This is a genomic window from Brevibacterium sp. S111 (assembly GCF_004745075.1).
Taxonomy (GTDB): domain Bacteria; phylum Actinomycetota; class Actinomycetes; order Actinomycetales; family Brevibacteriaceae; genus Brevibacterium.
Window position 1 is genome coordinate 32,653 of the sequence record NZ_RHFH01000010.1, and the last position, 24,102, is coordinate 56,754.

The 24,102-nt window shown below is 65.6% G+C and carries 23 protein-coding genes; 6 read left to right on the plus strand and 17 right to left on the minus strand.

The features are described 5' to 3' along the window. Window positions 1–2: 2 nt before the first annotated feature. The 3 genes from EB836_RS12390 to EB836_RS12400 form a co-directional block, all read right to left on the minus strand. Window positions 3–1,361, minus strand: a complete 1,359-nt coding sequence (locus EB836_RS12390; protein ID WP_135540849.1) for an NAD(P)/FAD-dependent oxidoreductase — start codon at window positions 1,359–1,361, stop codon at window positions 3–5. Between the two features lie 294 nt (window positions 1,362–1,655). Next, window positions 1,656–2,438 carry a septal ring lytic transglycosylase RlpA family protein gene (locus EB836_RS12395; protein WP_135540851.1) on the minus strand — a complete coding sequence of 261 codons (783 nt, stop codon included), beginning with the start codon at window positions 2,436–2,438 and terminating at the stop codon, window positions 1,656–1,658. A 204-nt stretch (window positions 2,439–2,642) separates the two neighbouring features. Further along, window positions 2,643–2,966 (minus strand): hypothetical protein, encoded by a 324-nt coding sequence (locus EB836_RS12400; RefSeq protein WP_135540853.1) that lies wholly within the window; start codon window positions 2,964–2,966, stop codon window positions 2,643–2,645. A 55-nt stretch (window positions 2,967–3,021) separates the two neighbouring features. On the opposite strand from EB836_RS12400, the gene EB836_RS12405 reads away from it, so the two are divergent. Both EB836_RS12405 and EB836_RS12410 read left to right on the plus strand, forming a co-directional pair. Then, window positions 3,022–3,810, plus strand: a complete 789-nt coding sequence (locus tag EB836_RS12405; RefSeq protein ID WP_135540855.1) for a glycerophosphodiester phosphodiesterase family protein — start codon at window positions 3,022–3,024, stop codon at window positions 3,808–3,810. 62 nt (window positions 3,811–3,872) lie between these two features. Next, the gene (locus EB836_RS12410) at window positions 3,873–4,214 is read left to right on the plus strand and encodes an RNA polymerase-binding protein RbpA (RefSeq protein WP_135540857.1); all 342 of its coding nucleotides are present in this window, start codon (window positions 3,873–3,875) and stop codon (window positions 4,212–4,214) included. Window positions 4,215–4,325: 111 nt separating this feature from the next. On the opposite strand, the gene EB836_RS12415 is transcribed toward EB836_RS12410, so the two are convergent. Together EB836_RS12415 and EB836_RS12420 are read right to left on the minus strand one after the other, a co-directional pair. Then, complete coding sequence (locus EB836_RS12415) at window positions 4,326–5,096, minus strand: polyprenol monophosphomannose synthase (protein WP_240689943.1); 771 nt, start codon at window positions 5,094–5,096, stop codon at window positions 4,326–4,328. Between the two features lie 275 nt (window positions 5,097–5,371). Beyond that, entirely contained in the window at window positions 5,372–6,310 is a 939-nt protein-coding gene (locus tag EB836_RS12420) for a metal-dependent hydrolase (RefSeq protein WP_135541121.1), read from the minus strand. A gap of 76 nt (window positions 6,311–6,386) precedes the next feature. On the opposite strand from EB836_RS12420, the gene EB836_RS12425 reads away from it, so the two are divergent. Continuing rightward, on the plus strand, window positions 6,387–8,078 hold the full coding sequence (locus EB836_RS12425; RefSeq protein WP_240689944.1) for a 5'-3' exonuclease H3TH domain-containing protein: 1,692 nt from the start codon (window positions 6,387–6,389) through the stop codon (window positions 8,076–8,078). A gap of 43 nt (window positions 8,079–8,121) precedes the next feature. After that, window positions 8,122–10,383 carry an accessory Sec system translocase SecA2 gene (gene secA2 / locus EB836_RS12430; protein WP_135540861.1) on the plus strand — a complete coding sequence of 754 codons (2,262 nt, stop codon included), beginning with the start codon at window positions 8,122–8,124 and terminating at the stop codon, window positions 10,381–10,383. Window positions 10,384–10,449: 66 nt separating this feature from the next. Here the strand turns inward: secA2 and EB836_RS12435 are convergent, their stop codons facing one another. The 5 genes from EB836_RS12435 to EB836_RS12455 form a co-directional block, all read right to left on the minus strand. Next, window positions 10,450–13,170, minus strand: coding sequence for a DEAD/DEAH box helicase (locus tag EB836_RS12435; RefSeq protein WP_135540863.1), 2,721 nt, complete (start codon window positions 13,168–13,170; stop codon window positions 10,450–10,452). Then, window positions 13,163–14,005 carry a twin-arginine translocase subunit TatC gene (gene tatC, locus EB836_RS12440; RefSeq protein WP_346763090.1) on the minus strand — a complete coding sequence of 281 codons (843 nt, stop codon included), beginning with the start codon at window positions 14,003–14,005 and terminating at the stop codon, window positions 13,163–13,165. The genes EB836_RS12435 and tatC overlap by 8 nt, the downstream gene beginning before the upstream one ends. Then, a complete protein-coding gene (gene tatA / locus EB836_RS12445; protein ID WP_135540864.1) occupies window positions 14,002–14,289 on the minus strand; it encodes a Sec-independent protein translocase subunit TatA in 288 nt (95 codons plus the stop codon). Before tatA ends, tatC begins: the two co-directional genes overlap by 4 nt. A gap of 85 nt (window positions 14,290–14,374) precedes the next feature. Beyond that, the gene (locus EB836_RS12450; protein WP_135540866.1) at window positions 14,375–15,262 is read right to left on the minus strand and encodes a WYL domain-containing protein; all 888 of its coding nucleotides are present in this window, start codon (window positions 15,260–15,262) and stop codon (window positions 14,375–14,377) included. Beyond that, entirely contained in the window at window positions 15,246–16,268 is a 1,023-nt protein-coding gene (locus EB836_RS12455) for a WYL domain-containing protein (RefSeq protein WP_240689945.1), read from the minus strand. Before EB836_RS12455 ends, EB836_RS12450 begins: the two co-directional genes overlap by 17 nt. 40 nt (window positions 16,269–16,308) lie before the next feature. Between EB836_RS12455 and EB836_RS12460 the strand changes: the two genes are divergently transcribed. Further along, the gene (locus tag EB836_RS12460; RefSeq protein WP_135540868.1) at window positions 16,309–17,433 is read left to right on the plus strand and encodes a DUF3866 family protein; all 1,125 of its coding nucleotides are present in this window, start codon (window positions 16,309–16,311) and stop codon (window positions 17,431–17,433) included. Window positions 17,434–17,542: 109 nt separating this feature from the next. Here EB836_RS12460 and EB836_RS12465 read toward each other — a convergent pair whose 3' ends face one another. The 7 genes from EB836_RS12465 to dop all read right to left on the minus strand — a co-directional run bounded on the left by EB836_RS12465 (window position 17,543) and on the right by dop (window position 23,661). Then, entirely contained in the window at window positions 17,543–17,914 is a 372-nt protein-coding gene (locus tag EB836_RS12465; protein ID WP_135540870.1) for an FKBP-type peptidyl-prolyl cis-trans isomerase, read from the minus strand. Window positions 17,915–17,961: 47 nt separating this feature from the next. Beyond that, entirely contained in the window at window positions 17,962–18,918 is a 957-nt protein-coding gene (locus EB836_RS12470) for an FKBP-type peptidyl-prolyl cis-trans isomerase (RefSeq protein ID WP_240689946.1), read from the minus strand. Window positions 18,919–18,987: 69 nt separating this feature from the next. Continuing rightward, the gene (pafA, locus tag EB836_RS12475; RefSeq protein WP_135540872.1) at window positions 18,988–20,391 is read right to left on the minus strand and encodes a Pup--protein ligase; all 1,404 of its coding nucleotides are present in this window, start codon (window positions 20,389–20,391) and stop codon (window positions 18,988–18,990) included. After that, window positions 20,392–21,081 (minus strand): proteasome subunit alpha, encoded by a 690-nt coding sequence (gene prcA / locus EB836_RS12480; protein WP_135540874.1) that lies wholly within the window; start codon window positions 21,079–21,081, stop codon window positions 20,392–20,394. 45 nt (window positions 21,082–21,126) lie between these two features. Then, on the minus strand, window positions 21,127–21,927 hold the full coding sequence (gene prcB, locus EB836_RS12485; protein WP_135540876.1) for a proteasome subunit beta: 801 nt from the start codon (window positions 21,925–21,927) through the stop codon (window positions 21,127–21,129). 1 nt (window position 21,928) lies between these two features. Then, window positions 21,929–22,120 carry a ubiquitin-like protein Pup gene (locus tag EB836_RS12490; protein WP_135540878.1) on the minus strand — a complete coding sequence of 64 codons (192 nt, stop codon included), beginning with the start codon at window positions 22,118–22,120 and terminating at the stop codon, window positions 21,929–21,931. Between the two features lie 11 nt (window positions 22,121–22,131). Then, window positions 22,132–23,661, minus strand: coding sequence for a depupylase/deamidase Dop (dop, locus tag EB836_RS12495; protein ID WP_135540880.1), 1,530 nt, complete (start codon window positions 23,659–23,661; stop codon window positions 22,132–22,134). Window positions 23,662–23,693: 32 nt separating this feature from the next. Between dop and EB836_RS12500 the strand changes: the two genes are divergently transcribed. Next, a complete protein-coding gene (locus tag EB836_RS12500; protein ID WP_135540882.1) occupies window positions 23,694–24,098 on the plus strand; it encodes a DUF3054 domain-containing protein in 405 nt (134 codons plus the stop codon). Window positions 24,099–24,102: the final 4 nt, after the last annotated feature.

The following is a 24,102-nucleotide window of genomic DNA, read 5'->3' on the forward strand; positions in this document are numbered from 1 at the left end:
GTTCAGGAGATCTCGCCGAGGATCCTCTCGGCGGTGGCGGTGCCGATCCTCACCGCCCCATCGACGTGCTGGTAGCCTTCGGCGGCGATGTCGGAGCTGGCGAAGTGCAGCGGCCCGACGGGATCGTTCTGGAACCGTCCCCAGCGGTGCAGCCCGCCGAGGTCGTAGCTCGTGGCATAGGCTCCGCGGGTCCACTCTTCGGCGCCGAAGTCAGAAAGGTAGAACACGCTCGGGCTCAGTGCTTTCGGCCCGAGGAAATCGGCGAGGGATTCGAGGATGCGGGTGCGTCGGGTCTCCTCGTCGAGGGCCCACATCTCATCGGCGTTGACATCGGAGATGAAGCCGACGAGAGTACCCTGTTCCTCCCCGTGGTTCGTGTTGTCGTAGACCTCCTGGACGAGCTGGGAGGCTCCGAATCCGGTACCGCACAGTCCGGCTTCGCGCCAGAACGGAGTCTCGTAGGTGGCATGGACCTTGATGACGAGCCCCATAGACTGATGCTGGTGGAAGATCTGCTGCAGCCGAGGCAGCGGCGGGTCGTAGCTGATGCGCGAGTACAGGTTCGGCGGGACGGCGACGATCGCCCGAGCGGCTCGGACGTTGAGCTCGTCGGTGGAGACGCGCACGGAGTTCTGCGACCACTCGATGCTGCGTACCGGTTGGTCGAGGCGCACGGTCTCGGCACCGAGTTCGGCAGCGATCTGCACCGACACTGACTGCATGCCGCCGACGACGCGCCTGTCGAGGATGAAATGGTCATCGACGAGGTTCGAGAACGATCCCGCCGAGGCGGCCATGAGGACCGCTTGCAGTGTGGAGAAGGTCGTGGCCGGCTTCGTGAGCATTCCGCCGGCGATGAACAGTCCGATGTTCTCGCAGGCGAGTTCGTCGTCGGACTGCTGCCGCAGCCAATGGTGGAAGGAGATCGAGTCGAGTGCGGCTGCGTCTTCGGCATCCCACGGGGCCTGCGGTCCGATTCGAGCAGCGAGTTCGTCGAGGATGCCGGTGAGGCGTTCCATCTCCGCCTGCGTCGACTCCCCCACCGGGAACATCTCACCGCTGTAGACCGTGCGGGTTCCGTCCGGGGAGATGTAGACGCTGTCGCCCTCCCGGTACCGGGGATAGGTGTCCTTGCCGAGTTCGTCGACGAGGGTGAGCAGAGCGGTCTGGTCCGGTGAGATCCACTGTCCACCGAGTTCGTACATCTGGCCGTCGATGTGCTCGGTCCACGTGCGGCCGCCGACGCGGTCGCGGGCTTCGAGGACGATGACGCTGCGGCCCGCCCTGTGCAGGCGGCGGGCGGCGCTCAGGCCGGAAGGGCCCGCTCCGATGATGACGACGTCACAGGACTCTTCCGACATGGCGATCTCCTCCGAGGGGCTGGGTTGGTCTCAGACTAACCAGCCTCCACCCCGATTCCAAAGCGGATGAGAGCCGGTGCGGATTCCGCATGGCCGGACGAGTGACGGCCGGAACGGGCGAGGACGCGGGACGCGGCGCCGAGGCGGACGGAGCTCGACGGTCGCAGAGTTTTTCGGTCGCGCATGCGGTCACGGATTCCGCAGAATTCGCGGATTCTGCAGATTCGTCACCGCCGCGGTCCCGGAGACCGGGCCGCGGCGGTGACGAATCTCAGCTGATGCTGGGCGCCTGGGTCACTGGACTTCGTACTTGCCGTTGATCTGTCCTGCACCGACGCCGCCGACGGCTTCCATCGCGGCCTTCGACAGGTCGAAGCAGCGGTTGCCGTGATAGGGGCCGCGGTCATTGACGCGCACGGTCACGGACTTGCCGTTGGCCGTGTTCGTGATCTTCACCTTCGAACCGAAGGGCAGGGACTTGTGAGCGGCGGTGAGCTTGTTCGTATCGAAGCTCTCGCCGTTGGCTGTCTGCTTGCCGTCGAAGCCGTCGCCGCCGCCGTAATAGGACATCGGGCAGCTTCCGGACTGGCCGCCCGACTTGCCGGACGTCGACGGCCCGTCGTTCTCGTCGGACGCGGTCCCGCCTGCCGAACCCGAAGACTTCTCGTCGGACTTCTCGCCCCCAGTCGAGGAAGGTGCGGGGCTGGGAATCTCGACCTTCGTTTCGATCGTGACCTCTGAGGGCTTCTCCTTGGCCTGTTTCTTCGCCTTGGCGAGGGATTCGTCTGTCGCCTGCGTCGGCTCGGCGGCGGAGACGGCAGGGGCTTCGGCGACGACCTGATCATTCGGCGCCGTGTCCTCGGGAACCATGGCCAGGCTCGAAGCCACGACCGCGGCCGTCGCCGCGGTGGGAACGATGAACGCTGACAGCACAGGGCGAGTGCGCACGGCGGCAAGCACGCCTCCGGCGGTGTTCTCGCTGCGTGTCGGCGCATGGCGGCCGGCCTTCTTCTTCGCCGTCAGTGCAGAGAAGAGCGAGCCGCTCGCCTTGGTGCTTGGTGCTGAGTGTCTGCCCACAGTGATGTTCCTCGTCGTCAGAGAGTTTCTCGGCAACTCGGAGATATGCAGGGGGAAGTCCTCGTCGCAGCGGTGCACGCGAGGAAAGACTCCAAGTTATCGGATTGTTACCTGAGGCTCAGTCTAATTAAGGAACTGTTACAAATGCAATGTGGCACGCCCGAACGGCGTGCCACACAGGTGAGAGTCTGCCCACCCGATGAATCACTCGGACTTGCGGGTCACGAACTTGCGAGCTCCTGCCGCCCCCAAAGTCACTCTCTCCTGTGCCTTGTCGAAAGCCTGTTCGACCTTCCCGCTGCGCACTGCATCGTCAATGGCGTGCGACAGCGATCCGAGGGCCTTGTTGACGCCGTTCTCGGTGGCTTCGATGAGGCGTGAGGTCGATGCGGCTTCGCGCACGGTCTTCACTCCGCTGCTCGCCGCGGTGTAGGCACGACCCGCGGCACGGCGGGCCCGTTCGCTCGGTGTCTTCGCGGTGGAGTCGATGACGAAGTCGGGTTCGATGGGTTCGCGGTGTGAGCTCATGTCTCCATCCTTGATGACGCTCGGGCCGAAATCAACACCGGACTAGGATTGGACCATGAATTCTCAGCCCGAGGCCACCGCAGGCCCAGAGATCATCGCGCACCGAGGCGGCCTGTGGCCGGGAATGAGCGAGAACACCCTCGAGGCGTTCACGGCTGCGGCGGACGCGGGAGTGCATTGGATGGAGACCGACGTCCACGCATCGGCCGACGGGGTCCTCTTCGCCGCACACGACGCCGACCTGACGCGCATCGCCGGTCGCCCTCAGGCCATCCGCGAACTCAACGCGGCCGAGCTCGATGCGATCGAACTCAGCGCCGGCGGCCGCCTCCCCCGCCTCGATGCACTGCTGCAGGCGCTGCCGACCGTCGAATGGAACATCGATGTCAAAGCCGAACACAGCATCGGACCGATGATCCGCTTCGTCCACAATCTCGGTGCCTCAGAACAGATCCGGCTCGCCTCCTTCGACTCCGGCACCCTGCGACGGCTGCGCACCGCCATGCCCGGAGTGCGCACTTCGACGGGGACGACCGAGACGGCGCTCTTCGCCCTCGGTCGTCTGCCGGGGCTGCCCGCTCGCGGTCTGCTGCCCTCGGTGCCGGAGATCGACGCCCTCCAGGTGCCCGAACGGTTCAGGGGTGTGCCCGTGGTCACCGCGGACTTCGTCGACCGTGCTCATCGTGAGGGCCTGCTCGTCCACGTGTGGACAGTGAATGAGGCGGAGAGGATGCAGGCGCTGTTCGACCTCGGAGTCGACGGCATCGTCACCGATGACGTCGCCACGGGCCTTGACGTGCTCAACCGTCAGCGGCCCCGGAGGCACAGGGGCATGGGGGAATAGACGGACACGGTAGACTGTTACATTGCGTCCAAGGTGAGCACCCGAGTCGGAAGGTCTTAGATATGAGCGAACGCAGTCTCCGCGGAACCCAGTTGGGCTCGCGCAGCCTCGAAACCGAAGAAGGCGTCGAGCCGGCACCGCGTCAGATGGTCGAGTTCGAATGCGAGGACGGAACCCGTTTCAAGGTGCCCTTCTCAATCGAAGCCGAAGTCCCGTCGACATGGGACTCGGGAATCCACGGCATCGGCGTGCGGGTCGGAGTCAATGAGCCCGACGGTGAGCCGGTCAAGCACGTGCGCTCCCACTGGGACATGCTGCTCGAGCGTCGGTCGTTCGACGAACTCCAGCTGCTCCTCGACGAGCGTCTGGCGATCCGTCGCGGAGAGGTTCCGGCGCAGAGCTGAGTCCTCTCTGCGGAGGCAGAACTCGTAGAACAGACACCTGAAGGGGGTGCAGGCCGAGGCCTGCACCCCCTTCAGGCATTTCCCCTCACTGCGCGCGAAGGAGCGATGTGCTCAGGCCGGCTCGGCGCGTTGTGACCTGTCGCCGCCCAGCAGCCGGCGCAGCTGCCTGCGGCGTCGATCCAGGCCCCATCCTGCGACCTTCGTGAAGGCCTCGGAGATGATCGAGCCGCTCATCTTCGACTCACCGAGCTCGCGCTCGACGAAGACGATGGGAACTTCGGCGACCCGGAAGCCGGCTTCGACGGTGCGATAGGTCATGTCGATCTGGAAGCAGTATCCCTGTGATTGCACGCCCGAGAGATCGAGCGCTTCGAGCACTTCGCGAGAGTAGGCGCGGAAGCCTGCGGTCGCATCCTTCACGCCCAGCCCGATGACGGCATTGACGTAGACGTTGGCTCCGCGAGACAGGAAGTATCGCGACTTCGGCCAGTCGACGATCGCGCCTCCTGGCACCCACCGGGATCCGATGACGAGATCGGCCGCTCCCGAACGCGCGACGGAGAGCAGCTGTTCGAGGTCGAGAGGACGGTGCGAGCCGTCGGCGTCGAATTCGCAGATGATGTCGTAATCGCGCTCCAGAGCCCATTCGAATCCGGCGATATAGGCCATGCCGAGCCCGGCCTTCTCGCTGCGGTGCAGGACATTGATGCGCGGGTCCGACGCTGCCTGCTCTGCGGCCCACTCCCCCGTGCCGTCGGGTGAACCGTCATCGACGATGAGGACATCGATCTGTGGCTGCTGTTCGAACAGTCCGGAGAGAGTCACCGGCAGGGCGAGACGTTCGTTGAAGGTCGGAATGACGACGAGAATCTTAGAAGGCACGGACTCCACGATACGCGTTCGGCATCGGCGACAATGAGTCGACACCCCCGCCTTCGGACCACGCCGCTGCTGCGGCGAGTTATCTAATGACGGGAGTGCCGACTCCATCCCGCATGCGGCGGAATGTTCATCACGAATCTAGTTGTCGGCGCTGACTTTGCAAAATCGATCTGACCAGGGCCGATGACTGAAACCCCAGGTCAAAGGGGTGAAGCAGGGTGAAAAAGTCTCGATTCCTCGGCGTGTCGACTCGACACGCCGACCCCGGCGCCGGTTCAGAGGGCGACTCGTGTGGGTAGAGCCACGTCCGGGGCCAGCTCCGGCAGACCCGGAGTTCCCGACCGCGGGTCGGTGCTCCAGGCCGCGACACGCGGGTCGGCGACCTGCACGACGAGACGCTCGACCTGCCACCGTACGATATCGGCATCGGCTCCCGGGGCGAGCACGCCTCCTTCGGGGTTGCCAGCGGCCCGATGAGCGAATCGGGTGGCGGCGTTGAACGCGGCGCGGGCGCCGATGCCGTTGTCGCCGACGACGGCATCGCGCACACCTGCCCATGGAGAGATCTGCGAATGGCAGAACGAGATCTGCGCACCGGCGGCGAGCAGCTGGGCCAGGGGCTGCTCCCGCACGGGATCGACGGTGATGGCGACTCCGCAGCGGCCCAGGGCTTCGACCTGCGCCTCGGACACGGAGAAGTCGAGCCGCAGGCGGTACCCGTACCGCTGTGCGTGTGCCGGGTCGGCCCGCAGCGCCGCGAGCACCTCGCCGAGGCGGTCGTTCGAGTCGATGAGGATGTAGAGGCTGAGCTCCGGCAGGCCCTCCAGGGTGAGGAGCCGTTCGGCGTCGATCGAGGCCCGACCGGCGTCGGCCGCGGTCTCGGTGCCGTCTCCGGTCAGCGTCGGGTAGGCCACGACCGACAGGCCGTCCGGTGCACCGGCGTCGAAGCCGGCGGTCGCCTCGGCGCTGCCGATGGCATGCACATGCGTGAATCCCTGGGTATAGAGCTGTTCGGCGCTCGGCGCCGCCTCGTCGAGGATGAGCCCGGCATGGACGAACCCGGGTGTGAGGAAATCCTCGTTGAGGTCGATCGCCTCGGGGTCCAGAGCCTTGGCCGCCTCATCGGAGCCGATGAACGAGACCTTGCCGTCGGCGCATCCCAGCGCCGTGGCGAACGGGTCGATACTGCTGTAGACATCTCCACCAAAGTACATAGTCACAGCCGACAGGCTACACCGTCGGGGCTGGCGGCTACACCTGTGTCAGGAGCGTCGGGTATCGTCATCGATTGTGAAGCCATTGGTTCTGCTCGATACGCCTGCACTGTACTACCGCGCCTTCTACTCGGTGCCGGACTCGATCGTCAATGACGACGGTCAGCCGGTCAACGCCGTTCGCGGGGTGCTCGACACCGTCGCACAGATGATCCGCCGCTTCGGCTCCGCCCGTGTGGTGGCGACGATGGACGCGGATTGGCGCCCGGCCTTCCGCACCGCGATCATGCCCGAGTACAAGGCGGCGCGGGTCAAGGACGAAGCGGCCGGTACGGAGATTCCGGCGGAACTGGCCGGGCAGCTGCCGATCATGACACGCGTGCTCACGGCTGCCGGAATCCCCATCGCCGAGGTGGACGGGACCGAAGCCGATGATGTCATTGCGACGATGGCGGCCCAGTCGACGACCCCCGTCGTCATCGTCTCTCCCGACCGGGATCTGCTCGCACTGCTCGATGCCGAGACCGAGGTGAGCGTCCTGCGTCCGCGCAAGGGCGGGGAATGGGAAGCCCTCACCCAGGCCGATCTGCCGCATGCCTACGGCGTGCCCGACGGGACTCGCTACCGAGAGCTCGCGGCTCTGCGCGGGGATCCCTCGGACGGGCTGCCCGGCGCCCCGGGCATCGGGGAGAAGACCGCGGCCACGCTGCTGGACAACTTCGGCTCGCTCGACTCGATCGTCAGAGCCGCGAAGGCCGGAGTGAAGACCGGGGGCCTGAGCCCGAAGCGGGCCGCGACCATCATCGAGGTCGAGGACAGTCTGTATAAGACGCTCGAGGTCATGCGCTGCCTCACCGACGTCGATCACGGCATCGACCTGTCCGCGGTGCCGAATCGCTTCGATCGGGCCGGAGTCCTCGCCGCAGCGACAGGACAGAACATCCGCCGTTCCGTGGACAACCTCGTCGCCGCGCTCGAATCCGTCGCCGGCGCCTCCACTGCAGGTGAGGGCGGCACTCCCCCGGTCCCCCTGGCTGTGACTCCCCCGGTCCCCCAGGCTGCGACCGCCCCGGCGCCTGCTCGTGCGACCGGATCGTGGCTGGACTGCCGGCTCGTCGGCTTCGACCTCGAAACGACCGGTGTCGACCCGGCGACGGCCCGCATCGTCACCGCCGCATTCGTCGACTCGGCGACGCAGACGCGCACCTGGTTGGCCGACCCCGGCATGGAGATCCCCGAATCGGCACGCGCCGTCCACGGCATCACCACCGAATACGCCCAGGCCAACGGTGCGCCCGCAGCCCAAGTCGTGACGGAACTGTGCGAGCAGTTCGCTGCCCTCAAGGACGAAGGTGCGGTCGTCGTCGGCCACAACGTCGTCTACGATCTCAGCGTGATGGCCGCCGAGGTGGCCCGGCATCGCCCGGACATCGACTTCGCCGGGATCATCCCGACGATCGTCGACACCTTCGTCGTCGACAAGTACATCGACCCCTACCGCAAGGGCAAACGGACGCTGATCGACACCGCGAGAACCTATCGTGTTCAACTCCTCGACGCGCACGATGCGGCCGCCGACGCGCTGGCAGCACTGGACATTTCCCGAGCATTGGCCGAAAAGTCCACGGAAATCGCGGGGCTGAGCAGCCACGCGATCATGAGCGCACAGGCCGAGTGGAAGCGCTCACAGGCCGCAGGACTCCAGGCCTGGCTGCGGAAGAAGGGCAACGCCGAAGCCGTCGTCGACGGTTCGTGGCCGATGTCCTGAACGTTAGACTCGACACCGACGCACTTTTCGACGAAGGACGACCATGGGATTCTTTGCACGCCTGCTCAACCGACCCGGCGCTCAAGCCGAGAAGGCAACGGGCTGGTTCGAACGAGCAGCCGACGAACTCGCCGCGGCCGGACGCGAATTCTCCGATCTCAGCGATGCAGAGCTCACCGAGGCCGCGGGCGAGGTCTTCGCTTCGGGAACTCAGCAGCAGACGCTGACCCGCTACTGTGCCCTCGCCCGGGAAGCCGGTGAACGTGCCCTGGACGAAACCGCCTATGACACGCAGCTGCGCGGCCTCATCGGCCTCCTGCAGGGCAGCATCGTGCAGATGGCCACGGGCGAAGGCAAGACCCTCGTCGGCGCTTTGGCGACTGCCGGCTACGCCCTGCAGGGACGCCGGGTCCACGTCGTCAGCGTCAACGACTACTTGGCCGTGCGCGACCGGCAGTGGATGAAGCCGCTCTTCGATCTCCTCGGTGTGCGTTCGGCGGCGATCTCCGGGTCGCAGAGCGAAGACGAACGGCGTGAAGCCTACCGGGCAGAGGTCGTCTACGCTTCGGTGACCGAAGTCGGCTTCGACGTCCTCCGTGATCGCTTCCTCACCGATGACGCGGATCTGCGCGTCCCCGAACGCGACGTCGTCATCGTCGATGAAGCCGATTCCGTACTCATCGATGAGGCCCGAGTTCCCCTCGTCCTGGCCGGATCGGCCAGCGTCGAGGACGCCGATACGGCGATCGCGGCTCTCGTGGCCAAGCTCAGCCCCGACACCGATTTCGAGATCAGCCCGGACCGTCACGCGGTCTCACTGACCGATGCCGGAGTCGACCGGGTCGAAGAGGAACTCGATGTCGAACTCTTCGGCGAGGACTCCGAGACTCTGGCCGCCGTCAACCTCGCCCTCCACGCCCGTTCCCTGGTCAAACGCGATGTCGACTATCTCGTCGTCGATGGCCGGATCAAACTCATCTCCTCCTCCCGCGGGCGAGTGGCCGAGCTGCAGCGGTGGCCCGACGGACTCCAGGCCGCCGTCGAGGCCAAGGAGAGTCTCGGCACCACCGACAGCGGCGAGATCCTCGACCAGATGACCGTCGAGGAGCTCATCCACGGCTATGAGACGGTGTGCGGGATGACCGGCACGGCCCTGGCCGTCGGCGACGATCTGCGCGAATTCTACGGGCTGGAGATCGTGCCCATCGATACGCACCTGCCGGTCATCCGCATCGACGAACCCGACCGTCTCTTCACCTATCAGGAGTCGAAGGAACGCGCGATCGTCGAGGAGGTTGCGGACAGTCATGCCCGCAACCGTCCCGTGCTCATCGGTACTTCCTCGGTGGCCGAAAGCGAATCCTTGGCCCAGCGTCTCAGCGAACGTGGAATCGACGCCGCGGTGCTCAATGCGAAGGACGACACCCATGAGGCCGAGATCATCGCCGGAGCCGGTGCCCCCGGCGCGGTGACGGTGTCCACACAGATGGCCGGCCGCGGCACCGACATCCGCCTCGCCGATGACGAGGTCGCCGAGGCCGGTGGCCTGCTCGTCATCGGTGCCGGCCGCTATCCGTCATCCCGACTCGATGATCAGCTGCGCGGTCGTGCCGGTCGGCAGGGTGATCCGGGCACCTCGGTCTTCTTCACCAGTCTCGAGGACGAACTGCTCACCCGCGTGCCGGAGATCCAGCGTTTCGTCACCGAGGGCGACGAGACCGGACTCATCGACTCCAAACGCGCCCTCGCCCTCGTCGAACACGCCCAGCGCATCGCCGAGGGCCAGAACACGGCTCTCCACCGCGACACGTGGCGGTTCAACGAGCTCATGGCCAAGCAGCGGGAGCTCGTCCTCGAACGCCGCGTGCAGATCCGCAAGGAGGACGAACCGGTCGAGCAGCTGCGCCGCGAACTCGGCGACCGAGCCGAGGACATCGTCACGGAGCATTCGGAGGCACTTCTCGTCCAGGTGCTGCGCGATGTCATGCTCTTCCACCTCGACGCTCGTTGGGTCGACCATCTCGCGTTTCTCAACGACCTGCGCGAGGGCATCCATCTGCGCACCTTCGCCCGCGAGAAGCCGCATGAGGCGTTCAATGCGGAGTCGATCCGCATCTTCTCCTCGTTCTGGTCCGATGTCATCGAGGACTCGAAGGCCACTGTCGAGAAGGCCGAGATCACCGCTGAGGGCATCGATCTCGAATCGCACGGACTCAAACGTCCGTCCTCGACGTGGACCTACCTGACCACGGAGAACGCCTTCGGTTCGGACATCGAGAACATCGTCAAGAAGGTTCGCCGCTGAGACGACGTCCGCGTCCGGCCCGTGAGTTGCCGGACGCGGCCCGTGAGCTGCCGGAGGCGGCTCGGGTCAGGAGTCGGCGACGACACCCCGGCGGATGGCGTTGACCGTCCGCCGGATCCTCACCGCGGTGTCATCGTCGATGACTTCGGCGACCTGACCGAGCAGATCGAGGCTCTGCTTCGCCCAGCGGACGAAGTCACCGGCGGCGATATCGCTGCCCCGCAGCGACTCCGAGAGGGTCTTGCCCTCCGTCCACCGATACATCGGCTTGATGAGCCCGCGGTCCGGTTCCTCGGTTGTGTCGAGAGCGTGCTGTTCCTCGAGGTGGAAGAGCCGGCGCCAGGTCGTCTCCGCCTCATCGCAGACGACCTTGAGATCAGCGCTCGGCGCCCGATGCGCGTGCAGGGTGTCCCGGCGCGACTGGAAGACGAAGATCGATGCGAAGGCCGCGAGTTCGGGCTCATTGAGCTTCTCCCACAGACCGGCACGGATCGTCAGTGCCACCAGCAGATCCCGTTCACCGTAGATGCGGCGCAGCATCGTTGACTCGGCGGGATCGAAGCCGAGGCCGCGCAGCACGTCCTGAACGCGTTCGAACACCAGCGCGATCGACGTGGTGCGCCCCTCGATGCGAGCGATGAGGGAATCGTTCTCCCGGATGAGCTTGTCGGCGCGATTGGCCCATCGGGCATGCACCTCCCGATCCGGGCAGTCGTGACACGGATGCGCCCGCATCTGTGCCTGCAGCTCGGCCACGGTGGTGTTCTCACCCTCGCGGTCCCGCTTCGACTCCCAGTGCGCATCCGGGTCGACGCGACCATCGGCGACGGCGGATTCGAGGATCGACAGCAGCTGTCTGCGGTCGCCGGCCTGCCGATGGTTGAACTTCTTGGGCACCCGAATACGTCCTTGAGAGGCCACCGGTGCGGTGACCTCATGCGGGCGCAGGTGCCACACCTTGCCCTGCTCGGTGAGCACGGTCGGCAGCCGGGAGACTCCGTCACGGCTGCTCATCGGGGCGATGATCACGGCCCGACCGCCGACCCGCTTGGCCGGCATCGTCACCACATCACCGATCTTGAGGGCAGTGAGGGATTCGACGATATCGCGCTGCCTGTTCCGCGATTTCGTCCGGGTCTCCTGCTTCTGGGTGTCCGAGATCGCCCGGCGCAGACCCGCGTATTCGGAGAAGTCACCGAGATCGCAGTGCATGGACTTCTCGTAGGCTGCGATCGTCGTTTCGTTCTTGCGGACTTTCCGCGCCAGACCGACGACGGCCTTATCGGCCTGGAACTGCGCGAACGAGGTCTCGAGCACCTTCGCAGCCTCCGCCGAGCTCATCCGTGAGAGCAGATTCGCGGTCATATTGTAGGTCGGTCCGAACGCCGAGTTCAGTGCATATGACCGGTTCGACGCGAGTGCGGCGAGCTCGCTGACCTCGATGGTCGGATGCCAGACGACGACGGAATGCCCGATGCGGTCGATGCCGCGACGTCCGGCGCGACCGGTCAGCTGCGTGTACTCCCCCGGAGTGATCATGACATGGGCTTCGCCGTTGAACTTCACGAGCTTCTCGAGCACCACCGTGCGCGCCGGCATGTTGATGCCCAGGGCAAGGGTCTCCGTGGCGAAGACGACCTTGATGATCCCCTGTGAGAACAGTTCCTCGACGAGCTGTTTGAACTGCGGGATCATGCCCGCATGATGAGCGGCCACGCCGAGCAGCAGTCCTTCGCGGAAGGTGTGGTAGCCGAGGATGCCCAGGTCTTCGTCGGCCAGCTCTTCGCGCAGGGATTCGAGCGCGGCGTTGACGATCGTCTTCTCATCCCGCGAGTTCAGGTCGACCCCGGTGCTCAGATACTGTTCGACGGCTTCGTCGCAGCCGTTGCGGGAGAAGATGAACATGATCGCCGGCAGCATGGCCGCCTCGGCGAGGGACGCGACGACCTGGGTGTGGCTGGGACGGCGGAACCGGGCGCGGGTGGCGCGAGCACGCTTCGAACGCGGTCCACCGTGGGTGCGGGTGGCGTGATTGAGTGCGGGGTCGATCCGGTCCGAGTCGGCGTGTGTGAACAGGTCAAACATGCGGTGGCCGACGAGGACGTGGTTGACCAGAGGCACCGGGCGGTGGCTGGTCGACACGATCGTCGTGGGTCCCCTGACCTCACGCAGCCACGCTCCGAACTCCTCCACATTCGACACCGTCGCCGACAGCGACACCATCTGCACGCGGTCAGGCAGATGGATGATAACCTCTTCCCACACCGGTCCGCGGAACCTGTCGGCGAGGTAGTGGACTTCGTCGAGGACGACGAACCCGAGGTCGGACAGGCCCGCCACATCGTTGTAGAGCATGTTGCGCAGCACTTCGGTGGTCATCACGATGATCGGCGCGTCCCGACGGATGGTCGTGTCCCCCGTGAGCAGGCCCACGTTCTCCGGACCGTGGACGGCAGAGAGGTCGTTGAACTTCTGGTTGCTCAGCGCTTTGATCGGCGTCGTGTAGAAGATGCGTTTGCCCTGGCCGCGGGCGAGCTCGACGGCGAATTCGGCGATGAGCGTCTTCCCGGCTCCCGTCGGAGCGGTGACGAGGACGTCCTCACCTTCCTGCAGGTGGCTGCACGCTTCGATCTGGAAGTCGTCGAGTTCGAATTCGGTGCGCGACATGAACTGCCCCAAAGGGGTGCGCGCGAATTCGGAGCGAGCTCGGAATTCAGCGTAGGCGGCGGAGGGACTCAGCGTCTCTTCCGCGGCGGTCGGATCCGAGGGGTGAGTGGAATCAGTCATTCTTCTCTTCGTCAGTGAGTTCGTCCTCGTCGACCCACAGGCCCTGTTCGATGAGGCGCTTCTTGCGTCGGCGGTCGTTGAAGACACAGATCGCCCACGCCACGCAGAACAGCGTCATCATGGGGATGACGAGGAAGAACATGGACATGGCATCGGGGGTCGGGGTGGCGATCGCCGCGAACAGGAAGACGAGCATGACGATGATGCGCCAGGACTTCTTGATCCGGTCCGCCGAGAGGATTCCCAGCATGTTCAGTCCCACCATGAGCACCGGCAGGACGAAGGCGAGACCGAACACGACGATGATGATCATCACGAAGCTCAGATAGTCCTGAGCCGGGATGATGTTCGTCCCGCCTTCGGGTGTGAACGAGGTCAGTGCCTTGACGGCGTTGGGCAGGGCGAAGAACGCCATCGTCGACCCGGCCAGGAACAGTGGAATCGCGGCGCCGAGGAAGCCCAACGAATAGAACTTCTCCTTGCGCTTGAGCCCGGGCACGATGAACGCCCAGATCTCGTAGAGCCAGATGGGGCAGGAGATGAAGAGACCGATGAAGAACGAGAGTTTGATCTTCAGGTCGAAGGGGGACGCGACTCCGGCGAAATTGATCTCTGCCATCCGGCCCCCGTTGTCGCGGATGGTCCGTATCGGCTCCTGCAGGATGTCGAGCACAGGGTCGTAGAGGAACCAGCCGCCGACCGCACCCAGGACGATGGCGGCGGCTGCGATGATGACGCGGTTGCGCAACTCGACGAGGTGCCCGACGACGGGCATCTTCTTCTCAGGGTTCTTCTTCTGTGCTCGCGAGGCTTTCCGCTGACTGTTCTCTTTCACTTCTCGTGAGACTGCGGGTCCTGCTTCTCTCGACTCGACTCGTCGGAGCCGGTGGCCCCACCGGTGGCCTTGTCCGAGTCGGTCGAGGAGTTCTGGTTCAGGGCTCCCGGTTCGGTGGACTTCGTCGCCGAAGCGTCCTCATCGTCGCGCAGGTCCTTGACCTCGGACTTGAAGATCTTCATCGACTGTCCCAGGCTTCGAGCCAGCTGCGGCAGTTTGGGCGCGCCGAAGATGATCACGATGATGAGGATCACGATCGCGATCTGCACGAAACTTGGTTTCATTGGGAGCTCCTTGGTTTGTTGATGCTGTGACGATTCTACGCTGTGCGGCTGAGCCTTTCATCCTCATCCGCAGGCGGTTCACCGCTCAGCCGAGTCGTCGCAGTGCCTCCGCGACCGCATCGGTGTCGTCGATCTCGGTGATGACATCGGCGTGGCAGAGCAGGAACCGGCTCAGCCAGTCGACCGAGTGCACGAGCAGACGCACGCGCACACTCGTCTCACCGTTTTCGAAGTATTCACGTGTCGTCACGTCGAGTTCATCGGCCAGCCAGGCTCCCCTGCCGGAGAAGCCGAGGGTGACCTCGTGGGATCGAGTGGTCGATTCGCTCACCGACAGCGGCGGATGGGCCGTGAGCTCCCATGCTCTGATGCTGCCGAGTGCGAACCGGCGCGGTGCCCCGGCCGAGTAGCACCAGGCGTCGACGTACCAGTCGGAACCGGGCACCAGGTTCGTCGGAGCGATGATCCGGGTGGTCAGTTCGTCACGGGAGGCCACATAGTAGTCGATCTGCAGCGCCGTCTCTTCGTCAACGGCCTTCTGCAGCGCACTCAGCAGCTCTTCGTCGACGTCGATGGGGCTGACGTCGACGGCGGTGCGCAGGTTCTCGCCCGCCGCAAGCCGGAGCTTGTCCGCGGCCGAGGCCACGGCCTCGGAGTCCAGCCCTGGCAGCGAGGAGAGCAGTTCGAGGGCGAGCACGAGGACGCCGGCTTCCTCCGCGCTCAGACGCACCGGCACGGAGACCTCCTCGGCGTTGGAGACGAAGATCTGCCCGCCCTCCCAACTCGCGTCGATGAGGTCATCGGGCATGTGCCCGGGCCGTCCTGTGACGAAGAGGAGCTGAAGGTCGTCGATGAGGGTGTCGGAGTCGATGCCGAAATACGCGGCTGTGTCCTCGAGATCCGCGCCGGGATGGTCATCGAGGTAGGGCACGAGGCTGAGCAGCCTCGTCAGTCGCTCACGCGCTGAGGACACTGGCACCTCCGAGGCGGTTGAGGGATGCACGGATCTCATCGCGGCGCTGGTCCACGGCACGGACGAGTTCGGGCGGTGACACCGCTTCGACGGCGTCGCCGAAGCCGACGATCTCGGCCGCGAGCGTGTCGACATCGGAGAACTCGATGATCACCGCATCGTCATCGACGCGCACCTGCCGGCGTCGAAGCGGGTCGGCCCGGTGGGCGCGGATGTGCAGCTTCGCCTCGGCGACGACCGCCATCTCCGAACTCGACTGCAGAGCCAGTTGAGGTGAGAAGTCCTCGGGGATCGTGTAATCGCCGGGCTCACGTCCGCCGAGTTTCGCGATTCCGCCCTCGACGCGGGAGAGACGGAAGGTCCGACGTGCCTGCCGATCGAGGTCGAAACCGAAGAGGTAGACGCGATCGCCGCGGCTGAGCAGGGCGTAGGGTTCCAGACGCACCTTGCGCGCGGTCTGTCCGGGTTTGTGGTAGCGGAAGCCGATGGCTTCGCGGGCGTTGATGTGGTGGAGGGCGTCGGCGAAGTTCGCACTGGCGAGTCTGCGTGCGGCAGAGCCCGGATCCACCTGCGCACGCTCGGCACCCTGCTGGTCGAGGTCGATGCCCAAGGCCCGAAGCTTCGTCAGCGCCTGCGCACTGGAGTCGCCGAGTTCGGTCTCCGACCAGAAGGCGGCCGCGACCGTGACGGCAGCGGCCTCGGCCGGAGTGAGATCGACCTCGTCCATCGCATAGTCGGCGGTCGAGATCCGGTAACCGGTCTCTCCCGCGTCTCCGTACGCATCGTGTTCGGCACGGGTGGCGATCGTGATGCCCATATGCCGCAGCAGCTCTTTGTCGCGAGAGAACTTGCGGTCGAAGGCGACCTCGTCGAGCCCCGTGTAACCGTCGATGGCGCTCATCAGGGTCTTGCGAGAGACCCATCCGCGGGAGGCGCGCAGAGCGATGAGCAGGTTCATCAGCCGTTCCGTCTGCTGTCTCTGTCTGCTGGTGCGGGGTGTGTTCACGATTCCACCGTAACCTAGGCCGGGCGATAGTCTTGGCACCATGATTCATTGGCGCAAAGGAATCGCCGCAGCGATTCGCTCCACCCGGCCAGGATACACAGACGTCGCCGTCGAACTGGACCGGGCGCTGCCGGGCACAGATGTGACCTCCATCCGCGCGATCGCCTACACCGATGCTGTCGGCCATCCGCAGGTCGGAGACTCGGTGATCGTCAATGTCTCGGCATTGGCCAAGCGCTTGGGCACCGGAGGTTTCGGTCTCATCGTCGCACTGCCCGAGGCGCTTCCCGCCGACCCGCCCGAAGGCCCCGGACATCTGGTCAAGGACCGCTATTCGCCCCTGCAGACGATGGTGCTCGGCGTCGATGATCAGGAATCCGAACACCATGCCGTCCTCGCTGAGGCGGAGCACCTGGACGGCATGCCCGTCGTCGTGGCCGATCTGCATTCGGCGCTGCCGGCTGTGATCGCCGGCATCCGCGCCGTCGACCCCTCCCTGTCCGTGGCGTATGTGCTCAGCGACGGTGCCGCCTTGCCCGCCCCGTTCTCACAGGCGGTGGCCGGGCTCAAGGAAGCCGGATGGCTGACGGGATCGATCAGCACCGGGCAGTCCTGGGGAGGTGACCTCGAAGCGGTGACCGTCCACACCGGTCTGCTCGCCGCCCGACACGTGATGGGGGCCGACATCACCATCGTCGCGCAGGGGCCCGGGAACCTCGGCACCGGCACGAAGTACGGCTATTCGGGGCTCGTCACCGGGGACCATCTCAATGCCGCAGCCCTGCTCGGCGGGCGCCCGATCGGCCTGCTGCGGATGTCGAATGCCGATGCCCGCGGCCGCCACTTCGGCATCTCCCACCATTCGCTGACCCCGCTGACCGAGATCGCACGGCCGGGGATGACCGTGCCGGTGCCCGACTTCTCCACCCTCACCGAGGCGGAGCTGGCCGAGATGGATCCGGAGCCGACCGTCGTCGTCGACACCGTGGACCGACAGCTGGGCAGCCTGGTCATGCACGATCTCGTCGACGTCGACTTGAGCGGTCTGTGGGCGGAGCTGGGCTCCTCCCCCGTCGGACTGTCGACCATGGGGCGAAAGCTGCCGGCCGATGCGGCATCGTTCCTCGCCGCGGCCGCCGCGGGGCGCTTGGCCGCCGAACTCTGAATCCCGGCCTCGAGTTCCCGACCGAAATCTGTCTCCCGCATCGAATCGGACAGATCAGACACGTGTGGCCGGGCTCCGAAGAGCCCGGCCACAGTCGTCATGCGAACGGTCAGCGCACGTTCTCGAGATCGCAGACGAAGATGAGCGACTCCCCGGGCTGGATGACACCGCCGGCGCCCTGATCTCCGTACGCCAGGTGCGGTGGGATCTGCAGGGTGCGGCGGCCGCCGACCTTCATCCCCTGGATCCCCTGGTCCCAACCGGAGATGACCATTCCGGACCCGAGACGGAACTCCAACGGGGTGCCGCGGTTGTACGAGGCATCGAACTCTTCGCCGGTGGAATGGGCGACACCCACGTAGTGCACGCTCACGGTGTCGCCGGGCCCCGCCTCGGCGCCGGTGCCGATGACGTCATCGGTGATGATGAGCTCGGTCGGGGCCTCGCCGGGAAAGTCGACTTCTGGCTTCTGCTTGCTCATTTTCTTCCTCCTGGAGTAGTCGTGCTGTGTGTGGCGAAAAGTGCGTCTCAGCCTTGGGCGGAGAGGATGTCGATGACGAAGACCAGGGTCGCATCTGCCGGGATCGAAGGTTCTCTGCCCTGTTCGCCGTAGCCCTTCTCCGGGGGGACGACGAGGACGATCTGGCTGCCGACCTTCTGGCCGACGAGGCCTTCGTTCCACCCCTCGATGACCTGGGCCTCCCCGACGGGGTCGACGACGAACGGCTGTCCGCCCTTCTTCCAGTTCGAGTCGAAGGTCTTCGAGTTGTCGTCCCAGAGCCAACCGGAGTACTTCACGGCCACGCTCTGACCCTTCTCGACCTCGGGGCCTTCGCCTTCGATCGTCGTATAGGTCTTCAGATCCTCGGGCTCGTCACCCTTCGGCTTCGAGATCGACGGGGCACCGTCGTCGGCCCACTTGACCGTCACCGGGTTGCCCGACTGGTCGGCCTTCTTCCCCTCCGCGCGGGTCAGCGGTCGGGTGGTCTTCTCGACATCGATGATGTAGACGAGCGTCTGCGACGCCTCGCCCTGCTCGGCGGAGCCGTTGAGCGACATCATCACCCGGGAGCCGACCTTGACGTCGATGAGGGCGTTGTAGAGGTCTTCGGAGATCTGCGACTTGTCCATGGGGAAACCGGCGGGTGCCTGCGAATCGTAGCTGGATTCGACGATCTTGCCGTTCGTGCCCGACACAAGGGTCATCTGGGCGGTGACCTGCTCGCCGTCGGCGATCTTCTCCCCCGTGCCCTTCTCCAGCACCTTCTTCTCGGCCTTCTCGATCACCAGCGGAGAATCGAAGCTGACCTTGGGCTTCTTGCCCTTCTTGCCCTCGACGGTGATGTCGTCGAGGCTGGTCGACTTCGCATCCTGGGCGGACACCGAGGGCGGAGGTGTGGTCGAGTCCTGCGACTCCTCACCCTGCCCGCAGGCCGAGAGCAGCAGCAGGCCGGCCGCAATGGCGCTGAGCACTTTGGTGCGCACTGGTTTCCTTTCGTCACGGGTGGTCGTGCCCGAACGCTGTGGTGGGACCGACCGGATCACAGGGTGATCTTACAGGCCGGCGATGAGTGTTTCTGCCTGCGGGTGACTCGTGGCGAACGGGTCCTTGAGTGCGACGGCGCGACCGGATTCGTCGTTGAGCCGCAGGTGCACCCAGTCGACGGTGTAGTCGCGGCGGGCGGCATGGGCGACACGGACGAATTCGCCCCGGATGGCAGCCCGGGTGCTCGCCGGAGGCACGTCTTTGGCGCGGGTGGCCGCCTCGGCGGGGACGAGGTTCTTCGCCATTCCCGCCGCCTCCAGCTTCGGGAACAGGCCGGTCGCCGGCGTGATGTCGTGGTAGGCGATGTCGAGACGGTGGATGCGCGCATCGGTGATGTCGTCGATCCCCCGCTGCATGGACCGGCGGATGAGCGCGCGTTTCATCACCCAGTCGATCTCCGTGTCCACGGTCGAGAAGTCCTGGGATTCGACGGCGGTGAGCATCCGCGTCCACAGGTCGATGACATAGCCGGCGAGGCCTTCGTCGCCGAGACTGTGATCTCCCTTGTCAACGATCCGCTGTGCCCGCTCCCGGTAGTCCGAGAGCAGGCCCAGCGGGGTTGTCGTGGTGCCGTCGGTGCGCTCGAGCACGACGGAACCGGTGAGGTCGCGCGCGACGAGTCGGATGTCGCGCACAGGGTGGCGCAGCCCGTTCTCCGGGATCCGCGCTCCCTGTTCGATGAGGTCGAGCATGAGGATCGCCGATCCGAGCTTGAGCGCCGAGGTGGCCGTCGACATCGAGGAGTCACCGACGATGACGTGGAGACGACGGTACTTCTCCGCATCCGCATGGGGTTCGTCGCGGGCGTTGATGATCGGCCGGGACCGGGTCGTGGCCGAGGACAGTCCCTCCCACATGACATCGGAGCGGGCAGAGAGGCCGAACATCATCTCCGTGCGGTCCGATTCCTCATCGGGGTTCAACGCCGAGCGGCGCGGGATGATCGCGCCGGCGCCGACGAGCAGCTGTCGGGACACGAGGAACGGCAGCAGCACCGTGGTCAGTCGGTTGAAGTCGAGGGTGCGGCGGATGAGGAAGTTCTCGTGCGAACCGTAGGAGTTCCCGGCCGCGTCGGTGTTGTTCTTGACCATGTGCACCCGCCCGCCGACGCCTTCGGCCTCGAGTGCGGTCTGCGCCTGGTCGAGCAGGTCGATCATCAGCGCCTCGCCGGCCCGGTCCTGAGCGAGCAGATCGCCCAGGTCGTCGCATTCGGCGGTCGCATATTCGGGGTGCGAGCCGACGTCGAGGTAGAGGCGGGAGCCGTTGGGCAGGAACACGTTCGAGGACCGTCCCCATTCGACGATGGGCCGGAAGAGGTGCCGGGCGATCTCCTCGGGTCCGATCCGGCGTCCGTCCGCCGCGGCGGTGTGGGCGAGTCCGTATTCGGTCTCGATCCCGTAGATGCGTGCCATTCAGTCCTCCCGCAGCCGGTTCATCGCGGCATCGTCGAGACGTCGGAACGTCCTCTGCTTGGTGGTCGTTCGGTCGAGGATCGCCGCTTCGAGCGCGTCTGCGGCCGGTGTCGACTGGGTGGCGGCAGACAAAGCCTGCACACCATGGGCGAACACCTCATGCAGAGACATCTGTGAGGTGGCCAGTCCGGCTAAGGAATCGGTGATCGCGTCGGCTCGGCCTCCGATGGCAACATGCTCGGTCTCGTCGATGACAGAACCGTCATAGCTGAGCCGGTAGAGCTGGTCGTGTTCGGCTGTGTGACCGAGTTCGGCGACGACGAGCTCGACCTCGAAGGGCTTGGATTCGGTGGTGAAGACACCGGCCAGGGTCTGCGCATAGGCGTTCGTCAGCCCGCGGGCCGTGACATCGGTGCGGTCATAGGAGTAGCCGCGCAGATCGGCGTAGCGGACTCCGGCCTGGCGCAGCGTTTCGAACTCGTTGTATTTGCCGACGGCGGCGAAGCCGATCCGGTCGTAGATCTCGGCGATCTTGTGCAGCGTCGGCGAGGGGTTCTCCGCGAGCAGCAGAATGCCTTCGTCGAAGCGCATGACGACGACCGACCGGCCCCGGGCGATGCCCTTGCGGGCGAAGTCCGCCCGGTCCTTCATCAGCTGTTCCGGAGAGACGTAGAACGGCGCCTGACTCATGTCCGATCCTTTCGCGGTGACGATTCGACTTTGACGGTCCGACGCTCAGGCCCGCGCGCTGCGGGTGCGGCGGGCGACCACCTCGGTGGCGGTCTCCAGCACAGCGGCCGAATCGATCTCGGTGGCCCCGTGTTCCAGGTCGACGGTGAAGACCGTCGGCGCGATCTGACGCACGAAGTCCGGTCCCCCGGTCGCCGAATCATCATCGGAAGCGTCGAAGAGGGCCTCGACGGCCACTCCGATCGCCGCGGAGGTGTCGAGATCCGGCTGCCACAGCTTCTTCAGTGCCCCTCGGGCGAAGCCGGAGCCAGAGCCGATGGCGTGGAAGCGGTGTTCGACGTATCTGCCGCCGGTGACGTCGAAGCTGAATATCTGTCCCTGCGGCATCGACGCATCGACGCCGGCGAACAGGGGCACGACGCTGAGACCCTGCATGGCCAGTCCGAGGTTGCCGCGCAGCATCGCGGCCAGACGATTGGCCTTGCCGTTGAGGGACAGCCCGGCCCCTTCGATCTTCTCGTAGTGTTCGAGTTCGAGCCGGAAGAGGCGGATGAGGTCGAGTGCGACCCCGGCCGTTCCGGCAACGCCGATGACCGAGAAGTCGTCGGCGGCTTCGACCTTCTCCATCGAATGGGAGGCGATGAGGTTGCCGATCGTCGCTCTCCGGTCCCCGGCCATGAGGACACCGGTCGCGGTGCGGAAGCAGATGATCGTTGTGCCTTCCGGCGATTGCCCGGTCAGGTCCCGACCGCTGTTCTGCGGCAACGTCTCGGGAGCCAGGGAGCGGGCGAGCTCGACGAAGGAATTGCTCGTCGAGCTCAGAAATGCAGGAGAGAATCCTGACATCTCATTGGCCGCCCTTCTGCACGAAGTTCTTGACGAATTCCTCCGCGTTCGATTCCAGCACGCCGTCGATCTCATCGAGGATGGAGTCGACGTTCTGAGTGTTGATCTGACCCTGCACGGCTTCCGGCGGGTCGACGGGCGCGTCCGACCCGCCATTCGATTTGTCCCTCTGGACCTGTTCCTGCGAGCTCATCTCACACCTCTTCAGTCGTTCTTCGGTTTCAGTCTATCGACTCCGAGGGCCTTCAGCAGGGCCTCGGCGGTCTCGATTCCCTCGACCCGGTCCTCCAGCAGCTCGCGGGTACCTTTGAGCGGCTCCTGCATGGGCAGACGCACGATGCCCAAGTCGCCGGCGTTGAGCACCAGGGAGTCCCAGCTGGCAGCCACGAGAGCATCGCCGAGGCGGTTGACCGCGAACGAGCGGAGGAAGGCGCGGGTGCCCTCGGGCGCGTTGGTCACCGCCGCCTCGACCTCGGCGTCGGTCGTCATCCGTCGGATCCGTCCGGCCCTCTCGAGCTTGTGGAACAGACCCTTCTCCGGGCGCACATCGTGGTACTGGACATCGATGAGGGCGAGCTTCGGATGATCCCAGTCGATGCCCTCGCGCTCACGGTAGTTCTCCAGCAGCACCCACTTGGCGACCCAGTCGATGGAGTCGGCGAGACTGCGCGGGTCGGCGGCCAGCCCGTCGAGGAATCGCCGCCATTCGGCGAGCACCGCGGCGGTATCGGCATCCTCGGGATCGGCGTGTTCGGCACAGGCGGCGAAGAAGACCTCCTGGATCTCCAATGCCGTCATCGTGGTGCCGTCGCTCAGGCGCAGCGGGGCGCTGAGGCTGAGGTCGTGGCTGACGTCCCACAGCGACTGCAGGGCATCGTCGAGTTCGATTCTCGGGGCCAGGCCCGCTTCGATGAGTCCGAGGACGAGGGAGGTCGCGCCGAAGCGCACGTAGGTTGCGGGTTCGGCCAGGGTGGCGTCGCCGATGATCACATGCAGCCGTCGGTACTTCGCGGCGTCGGCGTGCGGTTCGTCTCGGGTGTTGACGATCGGTCGGCGCAGCGTCGTCTCGAGGCCGACCTCGGCTTCGAAGAAGTCCGCGCGCGAAGAGATCTGGAAGCCCTTGCCCTCGCCCTCACGGCCGATCCCGACCCGACCGGAGCCGCACAGGATCTGCCGGGTCACGAAGAACGGGACGAGGCCGGCGACGATGTCATCGAAGTCGGTGCCGCGATCGACGAGGTAGTTCTCGTGCGTGCCGTACGACGAGCCCTTCGAATCCGTGTTGTTCTTGTACAGGTTGACCGGTTCCTCGGTCTTCTCCAAGGCCCGCACCGAGGCCAGCCCCACCAGGTCGCCGGCCCGGTCGAAGGTGACGATATCGCGTGGAGTCAGCACCTCCGGAGAGGAGTATTCGGGGTGGGCGTGGTCGACGTAGTAGCGCGCGCCGTTCTCCGTGACCACGTTCGCGAGGTATTGGGCTTCGACGTCGTCCTGCGGAATATGGGTCAGCTGGGAGGAGTCGGCGTCGGCGAGGTTCATGATGAAGCCGCGAGCATCGGCCAGCGGCGACTCGGTGGCGAAGTCCCAGAAGCTCTGGGACGACTTCAGGCCGCGCGGTCCCGCATAGGCATCGACGACACGCGCCGAGTCCCGCATCGGATTCGCGCGCGGGTTGCCGGGCTGGCTGAGGCCGAACTCGGTTTCGGATCCCATGACGCGCCTGACTCTGAGCATCTGTACTTCCTCCAAGGATTAGACTCGGGGACGTGGCAACGAAGAAATCTCATCTCCCCATCGCACTGATCGTCGACCTCATCCTCGTGGTTCTGTTCACGATCGTCGGTCACTACACACATTCTCACAATTTCGACCCGCAGGGGCTGATGACCACGGCGTGGCCGTTCCTCGCAGCTCTCGTGCTGGCCTGGCTGCTCACCGCGGTCTGGGATCGTCCGATCTCGCCCCTGGCCACCGGCACCGGGGTGTGGGCGGTGACCGTGCTCGTCGGTCTCGTGCTGCGCGGAGTCACCGGGGCCAGCGGAGAGCCCGGTACGGTGCCCGTGAGCTTCATGATCGTGGCGACCTCGCTCAATCTCGTCACCCTGGTCGGCTGGCGGATCATCGCCACTGCGGTCTCCGGCGGCTCCAGCCGTCGCGGACGCAGCCGCTGACAGC

Coding starts and splice junctions, on each gene's coding strand:
- EB836_RS12460 (WP_135540868.1), top strand. CDS start 16,309: ATGATTCATTGGCGCAAAGGAATCGCCGCAGCGATTCGCTCCACCCGG.
- prcA (WP_135540874.1), bottom strand. CDS start 21,081: ATGAGTCAGGCGCCGTTCTACGTCTCTCCGGAACAGCTGATGAAGGAC.
- tatA (WP_135540864.1), bottom strand. CDS start 14,289: ATGAAACCAAGTTTCGTGCAGATCGCGATCGTGATCCTCATCATCGTG.
- EB836_RS12490 (WP_135540878.1), bottom strand. CDS start 22,120: ATGAGCTCGCAGGAACAGGTCCAGAGGGACAAATCGAATGGCGGGTCG.
- EB836_RS12435 (WP_135540863.1), bottom strand. CDS start 13,170: ATGACTGATTCCACTCACCCCTCGGATCCGACCGCCGCGGAAGAGACG.
- EB836_RS12420 (WP_135541121.1), bottom strand. CDS start 6,310: ATGTACTTTGGTGGAGATGTCTACAGCAGTATCGACCCGTTCGCCACG.
- EB836_RS12400 (WP_135540853.1), bottom strand. CDS start 2,966: ATGAGCTCACACCGCGAACCCATCGAACCCGACTTCGTCATCGACTCC.
- prcB (WP_135540876.1), bottom strand. CDS start 21,927: ATGTCAGGATTCTCTCCTGCATTTCTGAGCTCGACGAGCAATTCCTTC.
- EB836_RS12410 (WP_135540857.1), top strand. CDS start 3,873: ATGAGCGAACGCAGTCTCCGCGGAACCCAGTTGGGCTCGCGCAGCCTC.
- EB836_RS12465 (WP_135540870.1), bottom strand. CDS start 17,914: ATGAGCAAGCAGAAGCCAGAAGTCGACTTTCCCGGCGAGGCCCCGACC.
- secA2 (WP_135540861.1), top strand. CDS start 8,122: ATGGGATTCTTTGCACGCCTGCTCAACCGACCCGGCGCTCAAGCCGAG.
- EB836_RS12390 (WP_135540849.1), bottom strand. CDS start 1,361: ATGTCGGAAGAGTCCTGTGACGTCGTCATCATCGGAGCGGGCCCTTCC.
- dop (WP_135540880.1), bottom strand. CDS start 23,661: ATGCTCAGAGTCAGGCGCGTCATGGGATCCGAAACCGAGTTCGGCCTC.
- pafA (WP_135540872.1), bottom strand. CDS start 20,391: ATGGCACGCATCTACGGGATCGAGACCGAATACGGACTCGCCCACACC.
- EB836_RS12405 (WP_135540855.1), top strand. CDS start 3,022: ATGAATTCTCAGCCCGAGGCCACCGCAGGCCCAGAGATCATCGCGCAC.